The sequence below is a fragment of the Xylanibacter ruminicola genome (assembly GCF_900107775.1).
In the GTDB taxonomy this organism is placed as follows: domain Bacteria; phylum Bacteroidota; class Bacteroidia; order Bacteroidales; family Bacteroidaceae; genus Prevotella; species Prevotella ruminicola_C.
This window is the reverse complement of the sequence record NZ_FNRF01000006.1, coordinates 162,994-182,686: the sequence shown is the minus strand read 5'-3', so window position 1 is coordinate 182,686 and position 19,693 is coordinate 162,994. Positions and strand designations below refer to the sequence as shown.

Sequence of the window (19,693 nt, the reverse complement as noted above, 5' to 3'; positions counted from 1 at the left end):
TTATTATCTACGTTTATGATTAGATGGGCAGTGAGAACACAAAGCGTGAACCGCCACGGTAATCGGTGTCGAGACGAATATCACCACCCAGACGGCGGGCGATGCTGCGTGCTACGGTGAGACCGATACCATTACCTTCGAAGAAATCGTTGAGCTTAACGTATGGCTCGAAGATCTTCTCGGCGTAGTCGGAAAGAACGCCTGTGCCAGTATCTTCAACGCAGAACTCGAGGTTAGAGCCTGCTACGTTGATAAGCAGCAGGATCTCGCCTTGTGCGGTGAACTTCATGGCATTGTCGAGCAGTGCCACTAATGCGCGTACGGCGTGCTTGCTGTTAGTGAATACCATGGTGGCCTGAGCTTCCTCTACCATCTGACACTTGAATTCGGCCTTCTGGTAGCTCTGGATACCTGACTCCTGGATGGCCATAGCGGCGATATCCTGAGCCATCACGTTATCCTCGCATCGCAAGGGCTGCTCCATCTCGATGTCGATAACATTGAGAATCTGATTGGCTGTGAGAGCGATGTTACCAGCATTAGGATGGGTGTAGTCTAACTTCTGCTTGATGGCCTCGGCATACTGCTCAATCATGTTCTTCTTCTTGAGCATGGTCTCCTCAAGCTTCTGCTTAGCAGCCATAACCTCGTTCGACTGCTTCTCGATGGCCTCTTTTACCTTCAGCACTTTCTGCTTCTCCTCTTCCATCTTGTCGAAAGCCATCAGGGCCTCTTCGTAACCCTGGCCAACGTTGTCGAAGTTCTGCTCGAGCGAACGGTAGTCCTTGAGCAACTTCTCCATCTCGTTGACGCGCTTCTGGTAGTCCTCGAGCAACTGCTTGCCTTCGGCCTCCTGCTCACGACTGTGCTTAATCTTCATCTGCAGAATAATGCAGACGATGAGGAGTATAATAACAAGTGAGACAACCAACCAGATCATATGCTATGCTTTTTTCTGTTCTACCTTCATGAATTTGGTGAATCCGGTCATAGCCAGAATCTTGTAAATTTCGGGCGACACGTTGGTGATTTTGAACTGACCCTTGAGCTGAGTAACAATGCGCATAGTCTTCTGGATGATACGCAGACCCGAACTGGCCATGTAGGTGAGTTCTGTGCAGTCCATTTCGAGGTCAACACCTCCCTCCTTAAGGGCGGGCTGGATGTCCTGCTCGAACTGGTTGGCGTTCATAGTGTCGATTCGTGAACCGGTCTTAATAATGGTTTTTCCACCTTCTTTGATAATCTGTGTCATAATTATGTGTTATCTAATTGTTTTGTAATTAATCCTCTAAATCCTTTTTCATGGTGAGCAGGTTCTTGCCCTCCAGACGCTGATAGGTAACCTCGTTCATGATGTTCTTGACAATGTAGATGCCAAGACCGCCCAGTTCGCGATCAGCAGGATCGGTAGCTGTGTCGATGTCCTCCTTCATGGTAGGGTCAAACTCGCGGCCCTTGTCGCTAAGCACAAATGTGAGCGTGTGGCCTGCGCATTCAGCAGACAGTTCGATGTCGGCAGTTTTTCCTTCAGGATAAGCATAGAAGATAACGTTAGATACCATCTCTTCCATTACCAGGTTCAGGTTCATCAGCAGCTCCATATCAAGCTGAAGTTCCTCTCCGATCTCTTCGATGAAGGCGTTTACTTTCTCTAACTCGCCTACCTGATTCTTAATCTTAATTTCTTTCTTCATATAAAAATGCTAAAATTGGATGTTATAATTCGAATTATTGCTGCAAAAGTAAGTAAAAAATCTGAATCGAACAAACTTTTAAGAAAAATTTATTTAATAATAAGGTATTTTTTCTTGAAATCATTATAATGAGAGTCCGTTGTCGATAACGATTCGTCGCATATTTTTGAGCAGATCGCTGGCGAAGATAAAGTCGGTTAATCGGGGATTTTCGGCACCCATAACCTGACTGCTTACACCTTGCCATTCCTTATTTCCTTCGTAAATAAAAATGATATTTTCGCCGATGCCCATGACCGAGTTCATGTCGTGGGTGTTTATGATGGTGGTCATGTTGTATTCCTGAGTGATGGAGTGTAACAGTTCATCGATAACAAGCGATGTTTTGGGGTCGAGACCAGAGTTTGGCTCGTCGCAAAACAGATATTTGGGATTGAGGGCGATGGCACGAGCGATGGCTACGCGCTTTTGCATGCCACCTGATATCTCGCCTGGGAATTTCTCGTCGGCACCCGTCAGGTTTACGCGGTCCAGACAGTCCTGGGCACGGCGGATACGTTCGCGTAAAGTCATCGATGAGAACATGTCGAGCGGGAACATGACGTTCTCGAGAACCGTCATTGAGTCGAAGAGGGCTGCGCTTTGGAAAATCATGCCCATCTCGCGGCGCATCATCACTTTCTCGTGCTTGCTCATACTCACAAAGTTACGACCATCGTACAGAATCTCGCCGCGGGTTGGCTCGAAAAGCCCGACAAGATTTTTCATTAGTACTGTCTTGCCGGAACCGCTCTGTCCGATAATGAGGTTGGTCTTGCCGTCCTCGAATACGGTATTGATATCTTTCAGGACTTCTCTGTCCTCAAAACTCTTATATAAATGCTTAACTTCGATCATGACAGTAACTGGGTTAAGAAAACATCTGAAAACAGAATGAGTACGCTTGAGGTGACAACGGCATCGGTTGATGCCTTACCTACGTTTACGCTACCACCCTCGACCGTGTAGCCGCAGAAGGCTGGCACACTGGAGATGATAAATGCGAAAAACTGACTTTTGATGATACTCATCCATACGAACCAAGGGATAAATGCATGTTGCAGTCCAGCCGTCAGGTCGTCGGGGGCGATGATATGCCCTAAATAGGCCGTGCCGTATGCACCAATGATGCCCGTGGCCGATGAGAAGATGACCAGGAATGGCATGATGGTGAGCAGACCGATAATTTTGGGCAGGATGAGGTAACAGGCAGAGTTGATACCCATAATCTCGAGTGCGTCGATTTGCTGGGTAACACGCATTGTGCCTAGCTCGGAGGCGATGTTAGAACCCACTTTTCCCGCCAGGATCAAACACATGATAGAACTTGAGAACTCCAAAAGCAGAATCTCGCGGGTAGTGTAGCCGGCAACCCAGCGTGGCATCCAGGGACTCTGAATATTCAATTTCATCTGAATACAGATAACAGCTCCGATGAAAAATGAGATGATGAGTACGATGCCGATAGAATTGATGCCTAACTGGGTCATCTCGGTAATATACTGTTTCAAGAACATTCTCATACGCTCAGGGCGTGAGAAAACACGACCCATCAGCATCAAATATCGACCAAAGGTGGTCAGCCATTTATGTAATAACATTGCAAACAAACTAATTATTCGGGTGCAAAGGTAGTTATTTTTTTTGCACGGATTACACGGATTAACACAGATTAATAATAAAAATTTGAAAAAATCCGTGTAATCCGTGTAATCCGTGCCTTATTTTTTGTACCTTTGCAGCCGATTATGGAAGAAGAGCGTATTGTACTACGAACAGAAGGCCTCGTGAAACGCTACGGTAAGCGCACGGTGGTTAACGATGTGAGCTTCGATGTGAAGCAGGGTGAGATTGTGGGACTGCTGGGGCCTAACGGTGCTGGTAAGACAACCTCGTTCTATATGACCACTGGACTGATCGTTCCTAATGGTGGCCATATCTATCTGGGTGAGGAGGATGTTACCAAATTCCCTGTTTACAAACGTGCCCGTGCCGGTATTGGCTATCTGGCTCAGGAGGCCAGCGTGTTCCGTAAGATGACTGTAGAGGATAATATCCTCTCGGTGCTGGAAATGACTGGCAAACCTCGCGACTATCAGTTGAATAAACTGGAGGAGCTGATTAGGGAGTTCCGACTGGAAAAGGTTCGTAAGAATTTAGGTGACCGATTGTCGGGAGGTGAGCGTCGACGTACTGAGATTGCCCGCTGTCTGGCTATCGAACCTAAGTTTATCATGCTTGACGAGCCTTTTGCTGGTGTCGACCCTATCGCTGTGGAGGATATCCAGCAGATTGTATATAAGCTGAAATATCTGAACATCGGTATTCTGATTACCGACCATAATGTGGATGAGACGCTGGCAATTACTGATCGTGCTTATCTGTTGTTTGAGGGTAGGATATTGTTCCAAGGAACGCCAGAAGAACTGGCGGCCAACCAGATAGTGCGAGAAAAATATCTGACGGAATCGTTCGAATTGAGAAAGAAGAATTTCCAACAGATAGAGATGGAACGTAATGCCAAGGAGCAGGCAGAGAAAAGTTAAAAATTGAAAAATCGGTGTTGGTTACGCCGTTTTTTTGTACTTTTGCACCCCAATATTTGAATATATATTATAAATAAGTACATAAGAAGATGAAAATTTCGTTTGAGTGCGCCGACAAGATCAATGGTCTGTTGACTATGACCGTTGAGAAGGCAGATTATCAGGATGCAGTAGAGAAGCAGCTGAAGAATTATCGTAAGAAGGTACAGGTTCCTGGATTCCGTCCAGGTATGGTTCCCATGGGAATGATTAAGAAGCAGTATGGCACAGCAGTGAAGGTTGACGAGGTTAACAAGTTGCTGGGCGAGAAGCTGTATGAGTATGTTCGTGAGAACAAAATCCAGATGCTGGGTGAGCCCCTTCCAAATCAGGAGAAGCAGGTGCCCCAGGACTTTGAGAACGCCGATGATCTGACATTCGTGTTCGATATTGCCGTTGCTCCCGAGTTCAAGGCTGAGTTGACTGGCAGAGATAAGATTGACTATTACACCATCAAGGTTGATGATAAGATGCTCGACGATCAGGTACAGATGTATGCATCGCAGGCTGGTGAGTTCGTAAAGGCTGAGGTGTTCAGCGGTAACGACACACTGACTGGTGACATGCGCGAGCTTGACGAGAATGGTAACACCAAGGAAGGTGGTATCACTACCGAGGCTGCTATGGTTATGCCTGCTTACATCAAGGCCGACGACCAGAAGAAGCTGTTCGACGGTGCTAAGGCTGGCGACATCATTACTTTCAACCCCAAGAAAGCTTACCCCGATAACGATGCTGAGGTTGCTGCCCTGCTGAAGGTTAAGAAGGAGGAGGTAAAGGACCTGAATGCTGACTTCAGCTTCCAGATTACTGAGATTCGTCACTTCCAGCCTGCTGAGGTTGACCAGAAGCTCTTCGACCGTGTGTTCGGTGAGGGTGAGGTTAAGGACGAGAAGGCTTTCCGTGCTAAGATTGCTGAGAGCATTGCTCCACAGTTGCAGCAGAATAGCGATTATAAGTTCATGCTCGATGTTCGTAAGCACATGGAGAAGAAGGTTGGTAAGCTGGAGTTCCCAGAGGCTCTGCTGAAGCGTGTTATGTTGCAGAACAACCAGGATAAGGGTGCTGACTTCGTAGAGAAGAACTTCGAGGGTAGCATCAAGGAGCTGGCTTGGCACCTGATTAAGGAGCAGCTGGTTGCCGCTCAGAATATCAAGGTTGAGGAGGCTGACATTAAGAACGTAGCCAAGGAGGCTATGCGTGCTCAGTTTGCTCAGTACGGTATGAGCAATGTGCCCGATGATGTTCTGGAGAACTATGCCAACGAGCAGCTCAAGAAGCGCGAGAATATCGACAACTTCGTTGATCGTGCTGTTGACGTTAAGCTTACTGAAGCCCTCAAAAATGTGGTTAAGCTGAATGCAAAAGAGGTCACATTTGAGGAGTTTAATAAGCTTATGACAGAAAAATAAGCTTTTTTAGGAAAAAATAACCCCTAAAATACGAGGGTTATCGACTTTTTGTATTATCTTTGTGTCCCAAACGCAAGATGAGGAAGGTCGATAACCTTTTCTCTATATTTAAAAGAAAGGAATTGATAGTATGAATAATGATTTCAGAAAGTATGCTGTACAGCATTTAGGAATGAACGGTCTGGTGGTCGATGATGTAATCAAGGCCCAGAACCAGTACTTGAATCCCTATATCCTAGAGGAGCGTCAGTTGAACGTGACTCAGATGGATGTGTTCTCACGCCTGATGATGGACCGTATCATTTTCCTTGGTACTCAGATAGACGATTATACCGCCAACACATTGCAGGCACAGCTGCTGTTCCTGGATTCAACCGACCCTGGTAAGGATATCTCTATTTATATCAACTCACCTGGTGGTAGTGTTACTGCCGGTTTGGGTATCTATGATACTATGCAGTTTATCACTAGCGACGTGGCGACCATCTGTACAGGTATGGCTGCATCTATGGGTGCCGTGCTGCTTGTGGCTGGTGCCGAGGGAAAGCGTTCGGCTCTGCCCCACAGTCGTGTGATGATTCACCAGCCTCTGGGTGGTGTGCAGGGGCAGGCTTCGGATATTGAGATCGAGGCCAAGGAGATTTTAAAGTTCAAGAAAGAGTTATACACCATTATCTCGGAACATTCGCATACACCATACGATAAGGTTTATGCCGACTCTGACCGTAACTATTGGATGACGGCTGAGGAAGCAAAGGCTTACGGAATGATTGACGAGGTGCTGACACGGAAGAAATAATGCCGATGAAGAAAGTATGTAGTTTCTGCGGTAGAGGCGAAAACGAGGTAAAGCTGTTGATCTCGGGCCTGAATGGTCAGATTTGCGAGAACTGTGTGGAGCAGGCTTATCAGATTGTAAGTGATAACCTGCGAGAGGCTCCTGTTGCCAAGCAGAAAGAAAAAGCTGCCAAGAAGCCCGAAGCCCTGAAAGTACCCAAACCCAAGGAAATCAAGGAGTATCTCGACCAGTATGTTATTGGTCAGGACGATGCCAAGCGCTACTTGGCTGTGGCTGTTTACAACCACTACAAACGTTTGCAGCAGCCCGTTGATGATGATGGCGTAGAGATCGAGAAGAGTAATATTATTATGGTAGGAAGTACCGGTACAGGTAAAACCCTACTGGCTCGTACCATAGCTAAACTGCTTGATGTGCCCTTTACCATTGTGGATGCTACGGTGTTTACCGAGGCTGGTTACGTAGGTGAGGACGTAGAAAGCATATTGTCACGATTGTTGCAGGTGGCCGATTATAATGTTGAGGCTGCTCAGCGCGGTATCGTGTTTATCGACGAGATCGATAAGATTGCTCGCAAAAGTGACAACCCTTCTATCACCCGTGATGTTAGTGGTGAAGGTGTACAGCAGGGATTGTTGAAATTATTAGAGGGTACCATGGTAAATGTACCACCTAAGGGTGGCCGTAAGCACCCTGATCAGGATTACATCCATGTGGATACCCGTAATATCCTGTTTATATGCGGTGGCGCCTTTGATGGTATTGAGCGTAAAATTGCGCAGCGTATGAACACCCATGTGGTAGGCTATAACTCAGTAACCAACGTCAGAAAGATTGATAAGAACGATTTGATGAAGTATATCGTTCCCCAGGATCTGAAGTCGTTCGGACTTATTCCTGAGATTATCGGTCGTTTGCCAGTGCTCACACATCTGAATCCGTTGGATCGTAAGGCATTGGAAAGAATCCTGACTGAGCCAAAGAATTCTATCATCCGTCAGTATAAGAAATTGTTTGAGATGGATGGTGTTGCGTTGACCTTCGATCAGGAGGCACTCGACACACTGGTTGACAAGGCTGTAGAGTACAAACTTGGTGCTCGCGGACTGCGTTCTATTGTTGAGAGTGTGATGATGGACGCTATGTACGACCTGCCCTCGAAGAAAACTAAGAAATTCAATGTGACGGCTGATTACGTAAGTAAGCAGCTTGATAAATCATACCTCCAGAAGTTGGAAGCCTAACTAACTATAATATATGAGCGAAAAGATGAATCTCACAGCAGCCCTGAAGAAGTACTTTGGATTCGACACATTCAAAGGCGATCAGGAGCGTATTATCCAGAACCTAATGGATGGTAACGATACCTTTGTGCTGATGCCAACGGGCGGTGGAAAATCATTGTGCTACCAGTTGCCCTCGCTACTGATGGAGGGTACAGCCATTGTGATTTCGCCGCTGATTGCGCTGATGAAGAATCAGGTGGATGTGATTACCAGCATGAGCGAAACCGAGGGCACTGCCCACTACTTGAACTCGTCGCTGAACAAAGCGGCAATCGATCAGGTGAAATCGGATGTGATGGCTGGTAGAACCAAACTGTTATATGTTGCTCCAGAGTCGTTGACAAAAGAGGAGAACGTAGAGTTCCTACGTTCGGTTAAGATCTCTTTCTATGCCATCGATGAGGCTCACTGTATTTCAGAATGGGGCCACGATTTCCGTCCTGAGTATCGCAAAATCCGTCCTATCGTTAATGAAATAGGTAAGGCACCTATCATTGCGCTTACGGCTACTGCTACCGATAAGGTTCGTACTGATATCAAGAAAAACCTTGGTATTGTCGATGCTGCTGAATTCAAAAGCTCGTTCAACCGTCCGAATCTCTATTACGAGGTACGTCCAAAGACTGCGAATGTAGATAAGGATATCATCAAGTTCATTAAGCAGCACCCAGGAAAGAGTGGCATTATCTACTGCCTGTCGAGAAAGAAGGTAGAAGAGTTGGCCGAGATCCTGCGTGTGAATGGTATTAAGGCTGCTGCCTATCATGCTGGACTTGACTCGAATACACGTTCGAATACCCAGGATGAGTTCCTGATGGAGAATATCGATGTGATTGTGGCTACCATCGCCTTTGGTATGGGAATCGATAAGCCCGATGTACGCTTTGTGATTCACTATGACATACCTAAGTCGTTGGAAGGCTATTATCAGGAAACTGGTCGTGCCGGACGTGACGGTGGCGAGGGTATCTGCTTGGCCTTCTACTCATATAAGGACTTGCAGAAGCTCGATAAGTTTATGGAGGGTAAACCTGTGGCCGAGCAGGATATTGGTCGTCAGTTGTTGGTTGAGACGGCTGCCTATGCTGAGACGTCGGTTTGTCGTCGTAAGATGTTGTTGCACTACTTTGGTGAAACCTATGAGAAGGACAACTGTGGTAACTGCGATAACTGTCTGCACCCCAAGACCAAGATCGAGGCACAGGAACAGTTGGTTATTGTACTGAAGACAATTCAGGTTATCAAGGAAAACTTCCGCTCGGACTATGTGATTGACTTTATTATCGGCAAACCTACCGAAGAGATCTTAGCTCATCATCATGACGAGCAGGAACTGTTTGGTGCTGGAGCTGATGACGATGAGAAGATTTGGAACCCAGTAATCCGTCAGGCGCTGATAGCCGGCTACCTGCGTAAAGAGGTGGAGAACTACGGACTACTGAAGCTGACTGCCGCTGGTAAGAAGTTTATTAAGGCTCCCAAATCGTTTATGATCGTGAAGGATGCTGAGTTTAACGACGACTATGAGTCGACCGATCAGGAGGGTGGTTTAAGCGCTCTTGATCCCGTGCTGACTGCTATGTTGCTTGATCTTCGTAAGAAGGTTTCGAGACAGTTAGGTCGTCCGCCTTACGTTATCTTCCAGGATGTGTCGATCGACCAGATGGCAACCGACTATCCTATCACCCTTGAGGAGTTGAAGTGTATCCAGGGTGTGGGTGAAGGTAAGGTTAAGCAGCCTTATGCTCAGGAGTTTGTAGACCTGATTAAGGCCTACTGCGAAGAGAATGAGATTGAACGTCAGGTTGACATGCGCGTGCGTACCGTTGCTAAAAAGTCAATGCTGAAAGTTAAGATTATCCAGAGTATCGACCGTCAGATAGCACTCGACGATATCGCTGAAGCACAGGGTATTGAGTTCGAGGAACTGCTCGACGAGGTTGAGGCTATCGTTTATAGCGGTACTAAACTGGATATTGATTACTTCCTTGAGGAGGTAATGGATGAAGATCACGTAGATGATATCTACGACTACTTTGCCGAGAGCGAAACCGATAAGTTGAGTGTGGCTGAGGAAGAGCTTGGCGAGGACTACTCGGAAGACGAGATCCGACTGGTACGCATTAAGTTCATTTCGGAGATGGCGAACTAAGAATTGAAGATTTGAAGAATTAAAAAGAGATAAAGATTATGGCATCATTTATTGCAGACAAGATTGTGATGGACGGTCTGACATTCGACGACGTCCTGTTGATTCCCGCTTATTCGGAGGTGCTGCCCAAAACGGTGGAGCTGAAAACCCGTTTTTCGAAGCACATTGAGCTGAACGTTCCTTTTGTAACGGCAGCTATGGACACAGTAACCGAAAGCCAGATGGCTATTGCCATCGCCCGCGAGGGAGGTATCGGAGTGATTCACAAGAACATGTCGATAGACAACCAGGCACGTGAGGTAGCGATTGTAAAGCGTGCTGAGAATGGTATGATCTACGACCCCATCACTATTCCATTGGGTAGCACTGTGGCTCAGGCCCTCGAGATCATGTCGGAGTATCATATCGGTGGTATCCCCGTGGTTGACGATGACCGTCGCCTGGTGGGTATCGTAACCAACCGCGACCTGCGCTTTGAGCGTCGCTTGGATCGTCCCGTAGAGGAAATCATGTCGAAGGAGAATCTGGTAACCACCCATCAGCAGACCGATCTGACTGCTGCAGCACAGATTCTGCAGGAGAACAAGATTGAGAAACTGCCTGTTGTAGATAAGGATAACCGATTGATAGGACTGATTACCTATAAGGACATCACCAAGGCAAAGGATAAGCCCATGGCTTGTAAGGATGATAAGGGACGTTTGCGTGTTGCAGCCGGTGTAGGTGTAACCGTTGATACCCTTGACCGTATGCAGGCTTTGGTTAATGCAGGTGTTGATGCCATTGTAATTGATACAGCCCACGGTCACTCAAAGAGTGTTATCGAGAAGTTGCGCGAGGCTAAGGCTTCGTTCCCCAATATCGATATCGTGGTAGGAAATATTGCTACAGGTGCTGCTGCAAAGATGTTGGTTGACAACGGTGCCGATGCAGTGAAGGTCGGTATTGGTCCGGGTTCAATCTGCACCACTCGTGTGGTTGCCGGCGTTGGTGTGCCTCAGTTGAGTGCAGTTTACGATGTGTACAGCGCCCTGAAGGGAACTAACGTTCCTCTGATTGCTGATGGCGGTTTGCGCTACTCTGGCGATATTGTAAAGGCACTTGCTGCCGGTGGTAGCAGTGTTATGATCGGTTCGCTTGTAGCTGGTACCGAGGAGAGCCCTGGCGATACAATTATCTATAACGGACGTAAGTTCAAGAGCTACCGCGGTATGGGTTCGCTCGAGGCAATGGAGCATGGTTCAAAGGACCGTTATTTCCAGGCCGACACCAAGGATGTGAAGAAACTTGTACCAGAGGGTATCGCTGGTCGTGTTCCTTACAAGGGAACCGTGCAGGAGGTGATTTATCAGATGGTTGGTGGCTTGCGCTCAGGTATGGGTTACTGCGGTGCCCAGACTATCGAGAAGTTGCACGATGCTAAGTTTACCCGCATTACCAATGCCGGTGTAAATGAGTCGCATCCACACGATATCACTATCACCAGTGAGGCTCCTAACTACAGCCGTCCAAACGATTAATGATGAGACAACTCACCATAGCCCTTTCATTGTTTGCTGCGATAACCTCGCAGCAAACAATGGCACAGACTACCGACCCGGTTGTAATGACCGTGGCCGGTGTTCCTGTTTCTCGTTCGGAGTTCGAGTATTCGTACAATAAGAACAATGGCGAAGGGGTAATCGACAAGCTGTCGGTGGATGAGTATGTCACCTTATTTATAAATTATAAGCTGAAGGTGGCTGCAGCCCTTGATGCTAAGCTTGATACGCTGTCGTCGTTCCGTCAGGAATACCAGATGTATCGCGACCAGCAGGTTCGTCCAACGATGGTGACCGATGCCGAGGTGCTTGATCAGGCCCGACAGATGTACGACCGCACTCAGGCGATGATTGGCTCGAGAGGATTGGTACGCCCAGCGCACATCCTGTTAAAGTTGTCGACACAAGCTACCGTTCAGCAGCAGGAAAAGATACACCAGCGTATCGATTCTGTTTATCGTGCACTGCAAGCAGGAGCAGATTTCGCGGAATTGGCCAAGAAGGTTTCTGAAGATACTGGTTCGGCTGTCCGTGGAGGCGAACTGCCTTGGATTGCTCCTTCACAAACACAGAAGGAGTTCGAGGATGTGGCTTATTCGCTGGCACCAGGTCAGTTGAGTCAGCCATTCCTGAGTCCTGTTGGTTACCACATCATCTTAATGAAAGAACGTAAGCAACTGGAACCATTCGACTCGTTGAAACAGGGCATCATTGCATCGCTTGAGCGTCATGGTATCCGTAACGAGATAGCAGATATGAAGTTACGTAACCGTGTGGCGGCGTCGGCAGGAAAACTGAAGGCCAACGATGTGATGCAGCAGAAAGCCGATTCGGTAGCTGCTGTCAATATCGAGCTGAAATATCTGTTTAAAGAGTATCACGATGGTTTGCTGCTTTACGAAATCAGCAACCGTGAGGTGTGGAGCAAAGCCCAGAATGATGAAATTGCACTGAAGGCTTGGTTCGACACCCATAAAAAGAAATACACATGGAAGGAACCCCGTTACCGCGGTATTGCTTACCACGTGAAAACCAAGCAAGATGTAAAGGCTGTAAAGCAATGTGTAAAGAATCTGCCTTTCGATCAGTGGGCAGAGGCTTTGCGTACTACCTTTAACCCCGATTCTGTGATACGCATCCGTGTGGAGAAAGGACTGTTTAAACTTGGCGATAATCCTACCATTGATAAGATGGTGTTTAAGCAGGCTACCAGTTCAACACCTGATGCTAATTATCCCATCGACGCTGTGTATGGCAAGAAACTGAAGCGTCCGGATAACTATCAGGATGTGCGTCAGCAAGTGGTTGAGGATCTGCAGGATTACCTGGAGCAGGAGTGGGTTGATGCCTTACGTCATCGTTATCATGTAGAAGTGAATCAAGAAATATTGAAAACTGTAAATAAACATCTATGAGTATTATAAAGAAAGTAATGACACTGGTGCTTCTGGCCTTGCCCTTAGTAGCTACAGCCCAGAAGAAGGATTCTATTGGTACCGTCATTGACGAAGTGGTATGGGTAGTTGGCGATGAAGCCATCCTCCGTTCGGATGTTGAAGCCCTGCGTATGCAGTCGGCTATGGAAGGTGTAAAATGGAGTGGTAACCCCGACTGCACTATTCCTGAGCAGATTGCGGTTCAGAAACTATTCAAACACCAGGCTCAGATCGATAGTATTGAGGTGACCGATGCCGATGTGGCACAGGAGGTAGAGCAGCAGATTAGCTACTGGCTCGAGATGGTTGATGGATCGCGTGAGCGCCTCGAGGAGTACAAGCACCAGAACCTGACACAGATTCGTGCCGACCTGCGCGAGGAGATGAAAGATCGTCAGATGGTTCAGAAAATGAAGCAGAAGCTTGTTGAGGATATTGCCGTCACACCTGCTGAGGTTCGTCGCTATTTCAGTGCCCTACCACAGGATAGTCTGCCTTTTGTTCCTACCGAGGTTGAAGTACAGATTGTGCAGCTTACCCCAAAAATTGAGCAGGAAGAACTGAACCGTGTAAAGGATGAACTGCGTAACTATACAGAGCGTGTAAATAAGGGTGAAACCCGATTCCAGACTTTAGCACAGTTATATTCTGAGGATCCTGGTTCGGCTCGTCGTGGTGGTGAGCTCGGTTTGATGGGGCGTGGTACCCTCGATCCAGCCTTTGCTGCTGTAGCTTTCAATCTTACTGATCCCAAAAAGGTGTCGAAGATTGTTGAGTCGGAGTTTGGTTTCCATATCATTCAGCTGATTGAGAAGCGTGGTGATAAGGTGAACGTACGTCATATCCTGCGTAAGCCAGTGGTGTCGCAGGAAGCTGTTGACCGTGCTTTGGGGCGTCTGGATTCTATCGCAGCCGACCTGCGTGCTGAGAAATTCAGCTTTGAGGATGCTGCCTCGCTGATTTCTGACGATAAGGATACGCGTAATGCCAAGGGACTGCTGAGTACCGATCAGATGCGTACAGGTAAGACCTCATCAAAGTTCCGTATGCAGGACCTGCCAGCCGAGATAGCCAAGGCTGTTGATACACTGAAGGTGGGCGAGATATCGAATGCCTTCCAGATGATTAACCAGCGTGGAAAGACCGTGTGTGTGATTGCTAAGCTGAAGAGTCGTACCGATGGTCATAAGGCTTCTGTAACCGAGGACTTCCAGATTATGAAGGACGTGGTACTGAATAAGCGTCGTGAGGACCGTATCCATCAGTGGGTAGTAGATAAGATTAAGAGCACTTATACCCGACTGAACGACGATTATAAGGATTGCAATTTCGAATATGAAGGTTGGATTAAGTAGAGCTGCTCTATTCTTGTCAATCGTTCTGATGGTTGGCTTCGTTTCTGCCTTTGCCCAGCAAAAGCAGCAGCGTCGTCGTCCGACTGCGCGTAGAACAGCTAAGGCAAAGGATACGCGTGTGTATCTGGTGCATGCCGATGTACTGCATTACGACCAACTGAAGAATCCCGATGCTACTATCCTGAATGGTAAGGTACATTTTACACATCAGGGTGCCCGATTGTATTGTGATAGCGCCTATTTCTATGAGGCCAGCAATTCGTTCGAGGCGTTCGGACATGTGAAGATGTATCAGGGCGATACGCTCTCGCTATTGAGCGACTATGCTTTTTACGATGGTAACGAGCAGATGGCTCGTGCCCGCTATAATGTGGTGTTGAAGCACAAGAAGACCACCCTTTATACCGATAGTCTTGATTACGACCGGTTGTATGATAACGCCTATTTCTTTGAGGGCGGAAAGATGATTGATGGTAAGACTACGCTTACGTCCGACTGGGGAGAATATAATACCAAAAGCAAAATGTCGGTATTCAACTACGATGTGAAGATGAAGAGTCCCAAGTTCTTCCTCACTACCGATACGCTTTATTACGATACCCGTTTGTCGATGGCTCATATTGTTGGTCCATCTAATATCACCTCGGGCGAGAGTCATATCTATTCCGAGCAAGGTTATTATGATACCAAGAACGACCGTGCCCGTCTGATGAACCGATCGGTACTCTCTAATCAGGGTAAGATGATGGTGGGAGATAGTGTGTACTACGATAGCAAACTGGGCTTTAGCCAGGCCTTCCGCAATGTAGTGTATGTGGATTCTGTGAACAAGAATAAACTTACGGGTAACTATGGTGAGTACTACGAGAATACCGGTTTTGCGCTGTGTACGGATAGTGCCGTAGCCATTGACTACTCGCAGGGCGACTCGTTGTTTATGCATGCCGATACGTTTAAGGTGGTAACCTATAATATTGAAACTGATTCGGTATATCGCAAAATCTTTGCTTTCCATCATGTGCGTGCATTCCGAAACGATGTGCAGGCCGTTTGCGACTCACTTATCTATAACTCGCTTGATTCGTGTATGACACTCTATCACGATCCTATCGTGTGGAACAATAATCAGCAGTTGGTGGGCGACCGTATCGAGGTGTTCATGAAAGATTCGCTCATCGATCATGCTCATGTTATCGACAACTGTTTCTCGATACAACAGCTACGTAGCGATACGACACTTTATAATCAGGTGTCGTCGAAAGAGATGTTTGCCTACTTTATTGATGGCGCCATCCACGAAGCCGAAGCTATGGGTAATGTACTGATAGGCTATTATTTTGAGGAGGGCGATAGTGTAGCGATTATCTATAACTACCAGGAAACATCAGAACTGCGTATGTTCCTGAAGGACCGTAAACTGCAAAAGGTTTGGACTCCCAAAAGCAGTGGTACGATGTATCCGCTAAACCAGATTCCAATTGATCGTAAGCATCTGCCAGGCTTTGCGTGGTACAACTACGTGCGCCCAATGAATCGCTACGACATTTTCAATTGGCGCGAAAAGAAAAGCGTAGAAAACTGAAACTGAAAAATGGATTTAATACATCTTCTTCCCGATAGTGTTGCTAACCAGATTGCAGCTGGTGAGGTAATACAACGTCCGGCTTCTGTTATCAAGGAGCTGGTTGAGAATTCTGTTGATGCAGGTGCCAAGACCATCCATGTGATAGTGGTTGATGCTGGTCGTACCTCTATTCAGGTTATCGACGATGGTAAGGGAATGAGCGAGACTGATGCTCGCTTGTCGTTTGAGCGTCATGCTACCTCGAAGATTTCGCAGGCCGACGATCTTTTTGCTCTGCACACCATGGGATTCCGTGGTGAAGCTTTGGCTTCGATTGCTGCCGTGGCACAGGTTGAACTGCAAACACGTCGACAGGAAGATGAGATAGGTACCAAGGTTTCAATTGCTGGGTCGAAGATAACTCGACAGGAACCGGTATCTTGTCCGGTGGGATGTAACTTTAAAGTCGATAATCTGTTCTTCAATGTACCTGCCCGTCGCAAGTTCCTGAAGACAAATGCTACCGAGCTGAATAATATACTGACCGCTTTCGAGCGTATCGTGCTCGTTTATCCCGACATTCATTTTACCTTGCACAATAATGGGGTAGAGATGTTGAACTTGCGTTCAGGTTCTGTACGTCAGCGTATTGCTGATGTGTTTGGAAAGCAGTATAATCAGGATTTAGTTCCTGTTGAGGTGCATACGGCCATGTGTACGGTTTCTGGTTTTGTTGGTAAACCTGAGGCTGCCCGCAAAAAAACTGGGTGCGACTATTTCTTCGTCAATGGTCGCTATATGAAGCATCCTTACTTTCACAAGGCTGTGATGAAAGCCTACGACCGTTTGGTGCCCGAAGGTATGGCTATACCTTATTTCTTATATATAGAAGTAGAGCCGGGCGAGATAGATGTGAACATACATCCCACAAAGACCGAGATTAAGTTTGAGAATGAACAGGCCATCTGGCAGATTCTGTCGGCAGCTGTTCGTGATGGCATTGGCAAGTACTGCGAGGTGCCTTCGATTGATTTCGATACTCAGGGGCAGCCAGACATTCCCTTGTTTGATAATAACAGCAACACTTACCAAGATAGTTTTGCTGCGCCCAAGGTTAACTATAATCCAGATTACAATCCGTTTAAGCAGAGTAGTGGTGGCGCTTCCAACAGTGTGCCCAATCAATGGGAGAGTTTGTATCAGGGATTAGAACAGGGCTCGTTCCGTGAGGAGCCAGTACAGCAGCCATCATTCTTTGATGATGATAACGTTGTAGCACCACAGTCGGCTACCGAGATTCTCTCAGAGAAGTCGCCTGCTCACTACCAGTATAAGGGCAAGTATCTGATGACGGCAGTAAAATCGGGGCTGATGATTATCGACCAGCATCGTGCCAGCATCCGTGTGCTTTATGATCGTTACATGAGTCAGCACGACGGTCATGTTATCAGTACCCAGAAAATGCTGTTTCCTGAAACGGTTACATTCTCGCCATCCGAAGGTGTTACCATGCAGCAGCTGTTGCCCGAACTTACCGCTTATGGTTTCGACCTGAGCGATTTGGGTGGTAATACCTATGCCGTGAATGGTATTCCTGCTGGGCTCGAAGGTGTTAATCCTCAGAATCTGCTGCATGATATGCTGTCATCAACAGGTGCTGCCGATTCGTTAGAGGCCATTCATGCTGCTTTGGCACTCCGCCTAGCCCAAAGTGCAGCCATTCCTTATGGTCAGATACTGAGTAACGACGAAATTGAGAGCATCATAAACGATCTTTTCTCGTGCTCGAACGTCAATTATACACCCGACGGAAAAGCTATACTTTGCATACTTCCACAGGGTGATATTGAGCATTTATTGGGTTAAAATGTGAATGAAGGTTAAATTCTGGTAGTTTTCTTGTAAAACATGCGGTAGTTTCAAAAAATCTTCTTACCTTTGCACCCGCTTACAAGAAATGAGGGCGTTTAGCTCAGCTGGTTTAGAGCATCTGCCTTACAAGCAGAGGGTCGGCGGTTCGAATCCGTCAACGCCCACAAAAACAAGTTAGGATGTGATTTTGGTCACATCCTTTTTTCATTTAACAACAGACATAACTGCCACATGAAGAAGGTTAAGAATAGCGAACTATTACTATCATACATCCGTGAAGGACGTGAGATGAGCCAAAGAGAAAAACTTTGGTTGATTGTTAGTTTGAGTATTCCTTCGATCTTGGCGCAGATCTCTGCTACTATTATGTTTTTTATCGATGCCTCGATGGTGGGCCACTTGGGCGCCAAGGCATCGGCTTCAATCGGACTGGTGGAAACAACCGGTTGGCTGTTGGGTGGTTTGGCTTCGGCGGCTAACATGGGATTCTCGGTGCAGGTGGCGCATTTTATTGGTGCCAACGACTTTGAGGCGGCCCGTCGTGTCTTGCGCCAGGCTTTAGTGTGCTGTATGATTTGGGCACTGTTGATTTCCATTACATCGGTAGCTATCAGTCCATTCCTGCCTTTTTGGATGGGTGGAACAGACGAGATTGCTCGTGATGCCTCGTTGTATTTCGGTATTTTTGGAGCAAGTGGTATCTTTTTCCAGATGGAGGGACTGGCAGGTTCTATGCTCAAGTGCTCCGGTAACATGAAGATTCCTTCGATGTTGAATATCGGCATGTGTGTAATGGATGTGGTGTTTAACTACTTATTTATCTATATCTTGGAGCTGGGAGTGATGGGTGCTGCCATTGGAACAGGTATGGCTATGCTAGTTACTGCTAGTCTGATGCTTTATTTCTTGTTGGTACGCTCAAAAATGCTCTCGTTGGTAGGACGCCCAGGTTCATTCAAGCCAAAAGCTGATACCATTGGTACTGCTTTTAGGATTGGTGCCCCCATGGGTTTGCAGCATCTGCTAATGGGATCGGCTCAGATGGTGAGCACGTTGATTGTGGCGCCATTGGGTACGATTGCTATTGCTGCCCACTCGTTGGCTATTACGGTAGAGAGTTTATGCTATATGCCTGGTTTTGGTATTGCTGAGGCTGCCACTACGTTGGTGGGACAGGGTATAGGTGCAGGGCAGAAACAGCTAACCCGCTCGTTTGCCCATATGTCGGTTGGCTTAGGCATTATGGTAATGACGTTGATGGGTGTGTTAATGTGGACTTTTGCTCCACAGTTGATGGCTATCATGTCGCCTGTCGAGGAAGTGATAGCTCTGGGTGCTCAGGTTCTACGCATCGAAGCATGGGCTGAGCCGATGTTTGCTGCTGCCATCGTAGTTAACGGTATTTTCGTGGGTGCAGGAGATACGATCATTCCTGCTATTATGAGTTTGGGCTCTATGTGGGCTGTTCGTTTGTCATTGGCTGCCACACTGGCGCCCAAATGGGGCTTAAAGGGTGTATGGACGGCTATGGCCATTGAGCTTACCTTCCGTGGTATTATCTTCCTTGTGCGCTTGTTCAAAGGAAGTTGGGCTGATAAGTTGAAACTTAAGCAAGCTTAATTCATAATTAATTGTTTTAGTAGATAGCAAAAAAAAGCCGCTCAAGGGTCATCAACGACTCGAGGGTGGCACCAACAATCTATGAATAACTAAAAACCTTTTTCTGAGAAAAAACGGAGTGTCACCACTGCGTCTTTGTTATCCTTACTAACAAATCTTTTCTAACACCTTAGAAATACCTATCTCCAATTTAACTAATAAACCTAAAACCAAATTCTAACTAACTATTAACTCTAACTAAAACCTAAATCAATCAATCTTTATATACCTTAACTAATACCTCTGTATTGTTTTCTATGCTTCTATTGAAGAACTCTTGTTTTCTTTTGACGTTG

Annotated in this window: 16 protein-coding genes and 1 tRNA gene; 12 read left to right on the top strand and 5 right to left on the bottom strand. The window is 46.8% G+C overall.

The window, feature by feature from the left end; genetic code table 11:
- Positions 1-19: 19 nt before the first annotated feature.
- The 5 genes from BLU97_RS14590 to BLU97_RS14570 all read right to left on the bottom strand — a co-directional run bounded on the left by BLU97_RS14590 (position 20) and on the right by BLU97_RS14570 (position 3,337).
- Positions 20-940, bottom strand: a complete 921-nt coding sequence (locus tag BLU97_RS14590; protein WP_013065553.1) for an ATP-binding protein — start codon at positions 938-940, stop codon at positions 20-22.
- A gap of 3 nt (positions 941-943) precedes the next feature.
- Positions 944-1,255 carry an STAS domain-containing protein gene (locus BLU97_RS14585; RefSeq protein ID WP_013064295.1) on the bottom strand — a complete coding sequence of 104 codons (312 nt, stop codon included), beginning with the start codon at positions 1,253-1,255 and terminating at the stop codon, positions 944-946.
- A 28-nt stretch (positions 1,256-1,283) separates the two neighbouring features.
- Positions 1,284-1,697 carry an ATP-binding protein gene (locus BLU97_RS14580; RefSeq protein WP_028907284.1) on the bottom strand — a complete coding sequence of 138 codons (414 nt, stop codon included), beginning with the start codon at positions 1,695-1,697 and terminating at the stop codon, positions 1,284-1,286.
- Positions 1,698-1,820: 123 nt separating this feature from the next.
- Positions 1,821-2,594, bottom strand: coding sequence for an ABC transporter ATP-binding protein (locus BLU97_RS14575; protein WP_033151029.1), 774 nt, complete (start codon positions 2,592-2,594; stop codon positions 1,821-1,823).
- Positions 2,591-3,337 (bottom strand): MlaE family ABC transporter permease, encoded by a 747-nt coding sequence (locus tag BLU97_RS14570; protein ID WP_028907286.1) that lies wholly within the window; start codon positions 3,335-3,337, stop codon positions 2,591-2,593. Before BLU97_RS14570 ends, BLU97_RS14575 begins: the two co-directional genes overlap by 4 nt.
- Before the next feature lie 147 nt (positions 3,338-3,484).
- Here BLU97_RS14570 and lptB point away from each other — a divergent pair, with 147 nt between their 5' ends.
- The 12 genes from lptB (at position 3,485) to BLU97_RS14510 (ending at position 19,358) form a co-directional block, all read left to right on the top strand.
- Positions 3,485-4,282, top strand: coding sequence for an LPS export ABC transporter ATP-binding protein (lptB, locus tag BLU97_RS14565; RefSeq protein WP_013065316.1), 798 nt, complete (start codon positions 3,485-3,487; stop codon positions 4,280-4,282).
- An 89-nt stretch (positions 4,283-4,371) separates the two neighbouring features.
- Positions 4,372-5,733, top strand: coding sequence for a trigger factor (gene tig / locus BLU97_RS14560; RefSeq protein WP_074762192.1), 1,362 nt, complete (start codon positions 4,372-4,374; stop codon positions 5,731-5,733).
- A gap of 130 nt (positions 5,734-5,863) precedes the next feature.
- A complete protein-coding gene (clpP, locus tag BLU97_RS14555; protein ID WP_028907289.1) occupies positions 5,864-6,532 on the top strand; it encodes an ATP-dependent Clp endopeptidase proteolytic subunit ClpP in 669 nt (222 codons plus the stop codon).
- On the top strand, positions 6,532-7,776 hold the full coding sequence (clpX, locus tag BLU97_RS14550) for an ATP-dependent Clp protease ATP-binding subunit ClpX (RefSeq protein WP_074762191.1): 1,245 nt from the start codon (positions 6,532-6,534) through the stop codon (positions 7,774-7,776). Before clpP ends, clpX begins: the two co-directional genes overlap by 1 nt.
- 13 nt (positions 7,777-7,789) lie before the next feature.
- Positions 7,790-9,970, top strand: coding sequence for a DNA helicase RecQ (gene recQ / locus BLU97_RS14545; protein WP_074762190.1), 2,181 nt, complete (start codon positions 7,790-7,792; stop codon positions 9,968-9,970).
- A gap of 38 nt (positions 9,971-10,008) precedes the next feature.
- Entirely contained in the window at positions 10,009-11,490 is a 1,482-nt protein-coding gene (gene guaB, locus BLU97_RS14540) for an IMP dehydrogenase (protein ID WP_013064397.1), read from the top strand.
- 2 nt (positions 11,491-11,492) lie between these two features.
- Positions 11,493-12,926, top strand: coding sequence for a peptidylprolyl isomerase (locus BLU97_RS14535; RefSeq protein ID WP_074762222.1), 1,434 nt, complete (start codon positions 11,493-11,495; stop codon positions 12,924-12,926).
- Positions 12,923-14,302, top strand: a complete 1,380-nt coding sequence (locus BLU97_RS14530) for a peptidylprolyl isomerase (protein WP_074762189.1) — start codon at positions 12,923-12,925, stop codon at positions 14,300-14,302. Before BLU97_RS14535 ends, BLU97_RS14530 begins: the two co-directional genes overlap by 4 nt.
- Entirely contained in the window at positions 14,283-15,884 is a 1,602-nt protein-coding gene (locus BLU97_RS14525; RefSeq protein ID WP_254771739.1) for an OstA-like protein, read from the top strand. The genes BLU97_RS14530 and BLU97_RS14525 overlap by 20 nt, the downstream gene beginning before the upstream one ends.
- Positions 15,885-15,893: 9 nt before the next feature.
- On the top strand, positions 15,894-17,732 hold the full coding sequence (gene mutL, locus BLU97_RS14520) for a DNA mismatch repair endonuclease MutL (RefSeq protein ID WP_074762187.1): 1,839 nt from the start codon (positions 15,894-15,896) through the stop codon (positions 17,730-17,732).
- 95 nt (positions 17,733-17,827) lie between these two features.
- A tRNA-Val gene (locus tag BLU97_RS14515) sits at positions 17,828-17,902 on the top strand.
- Positions 17,903-17,969: 67 nt separating this feature from the next.
- Positions 17,970-19,358 carry an MATE family efflux transporter gene (locus BLU97_RS14510; RefSeq protein ID WP_074762186.1) on the top strand — a complete coding sequence of 463 codons (1,389 nt, stop codon included), beginning with the start codon at positions 17,970-17,972 and terminating at the stop codon, positions 19,356-19,358.
- Positions 19,359-19,693 lie beyond the last annotated feature (335 nt).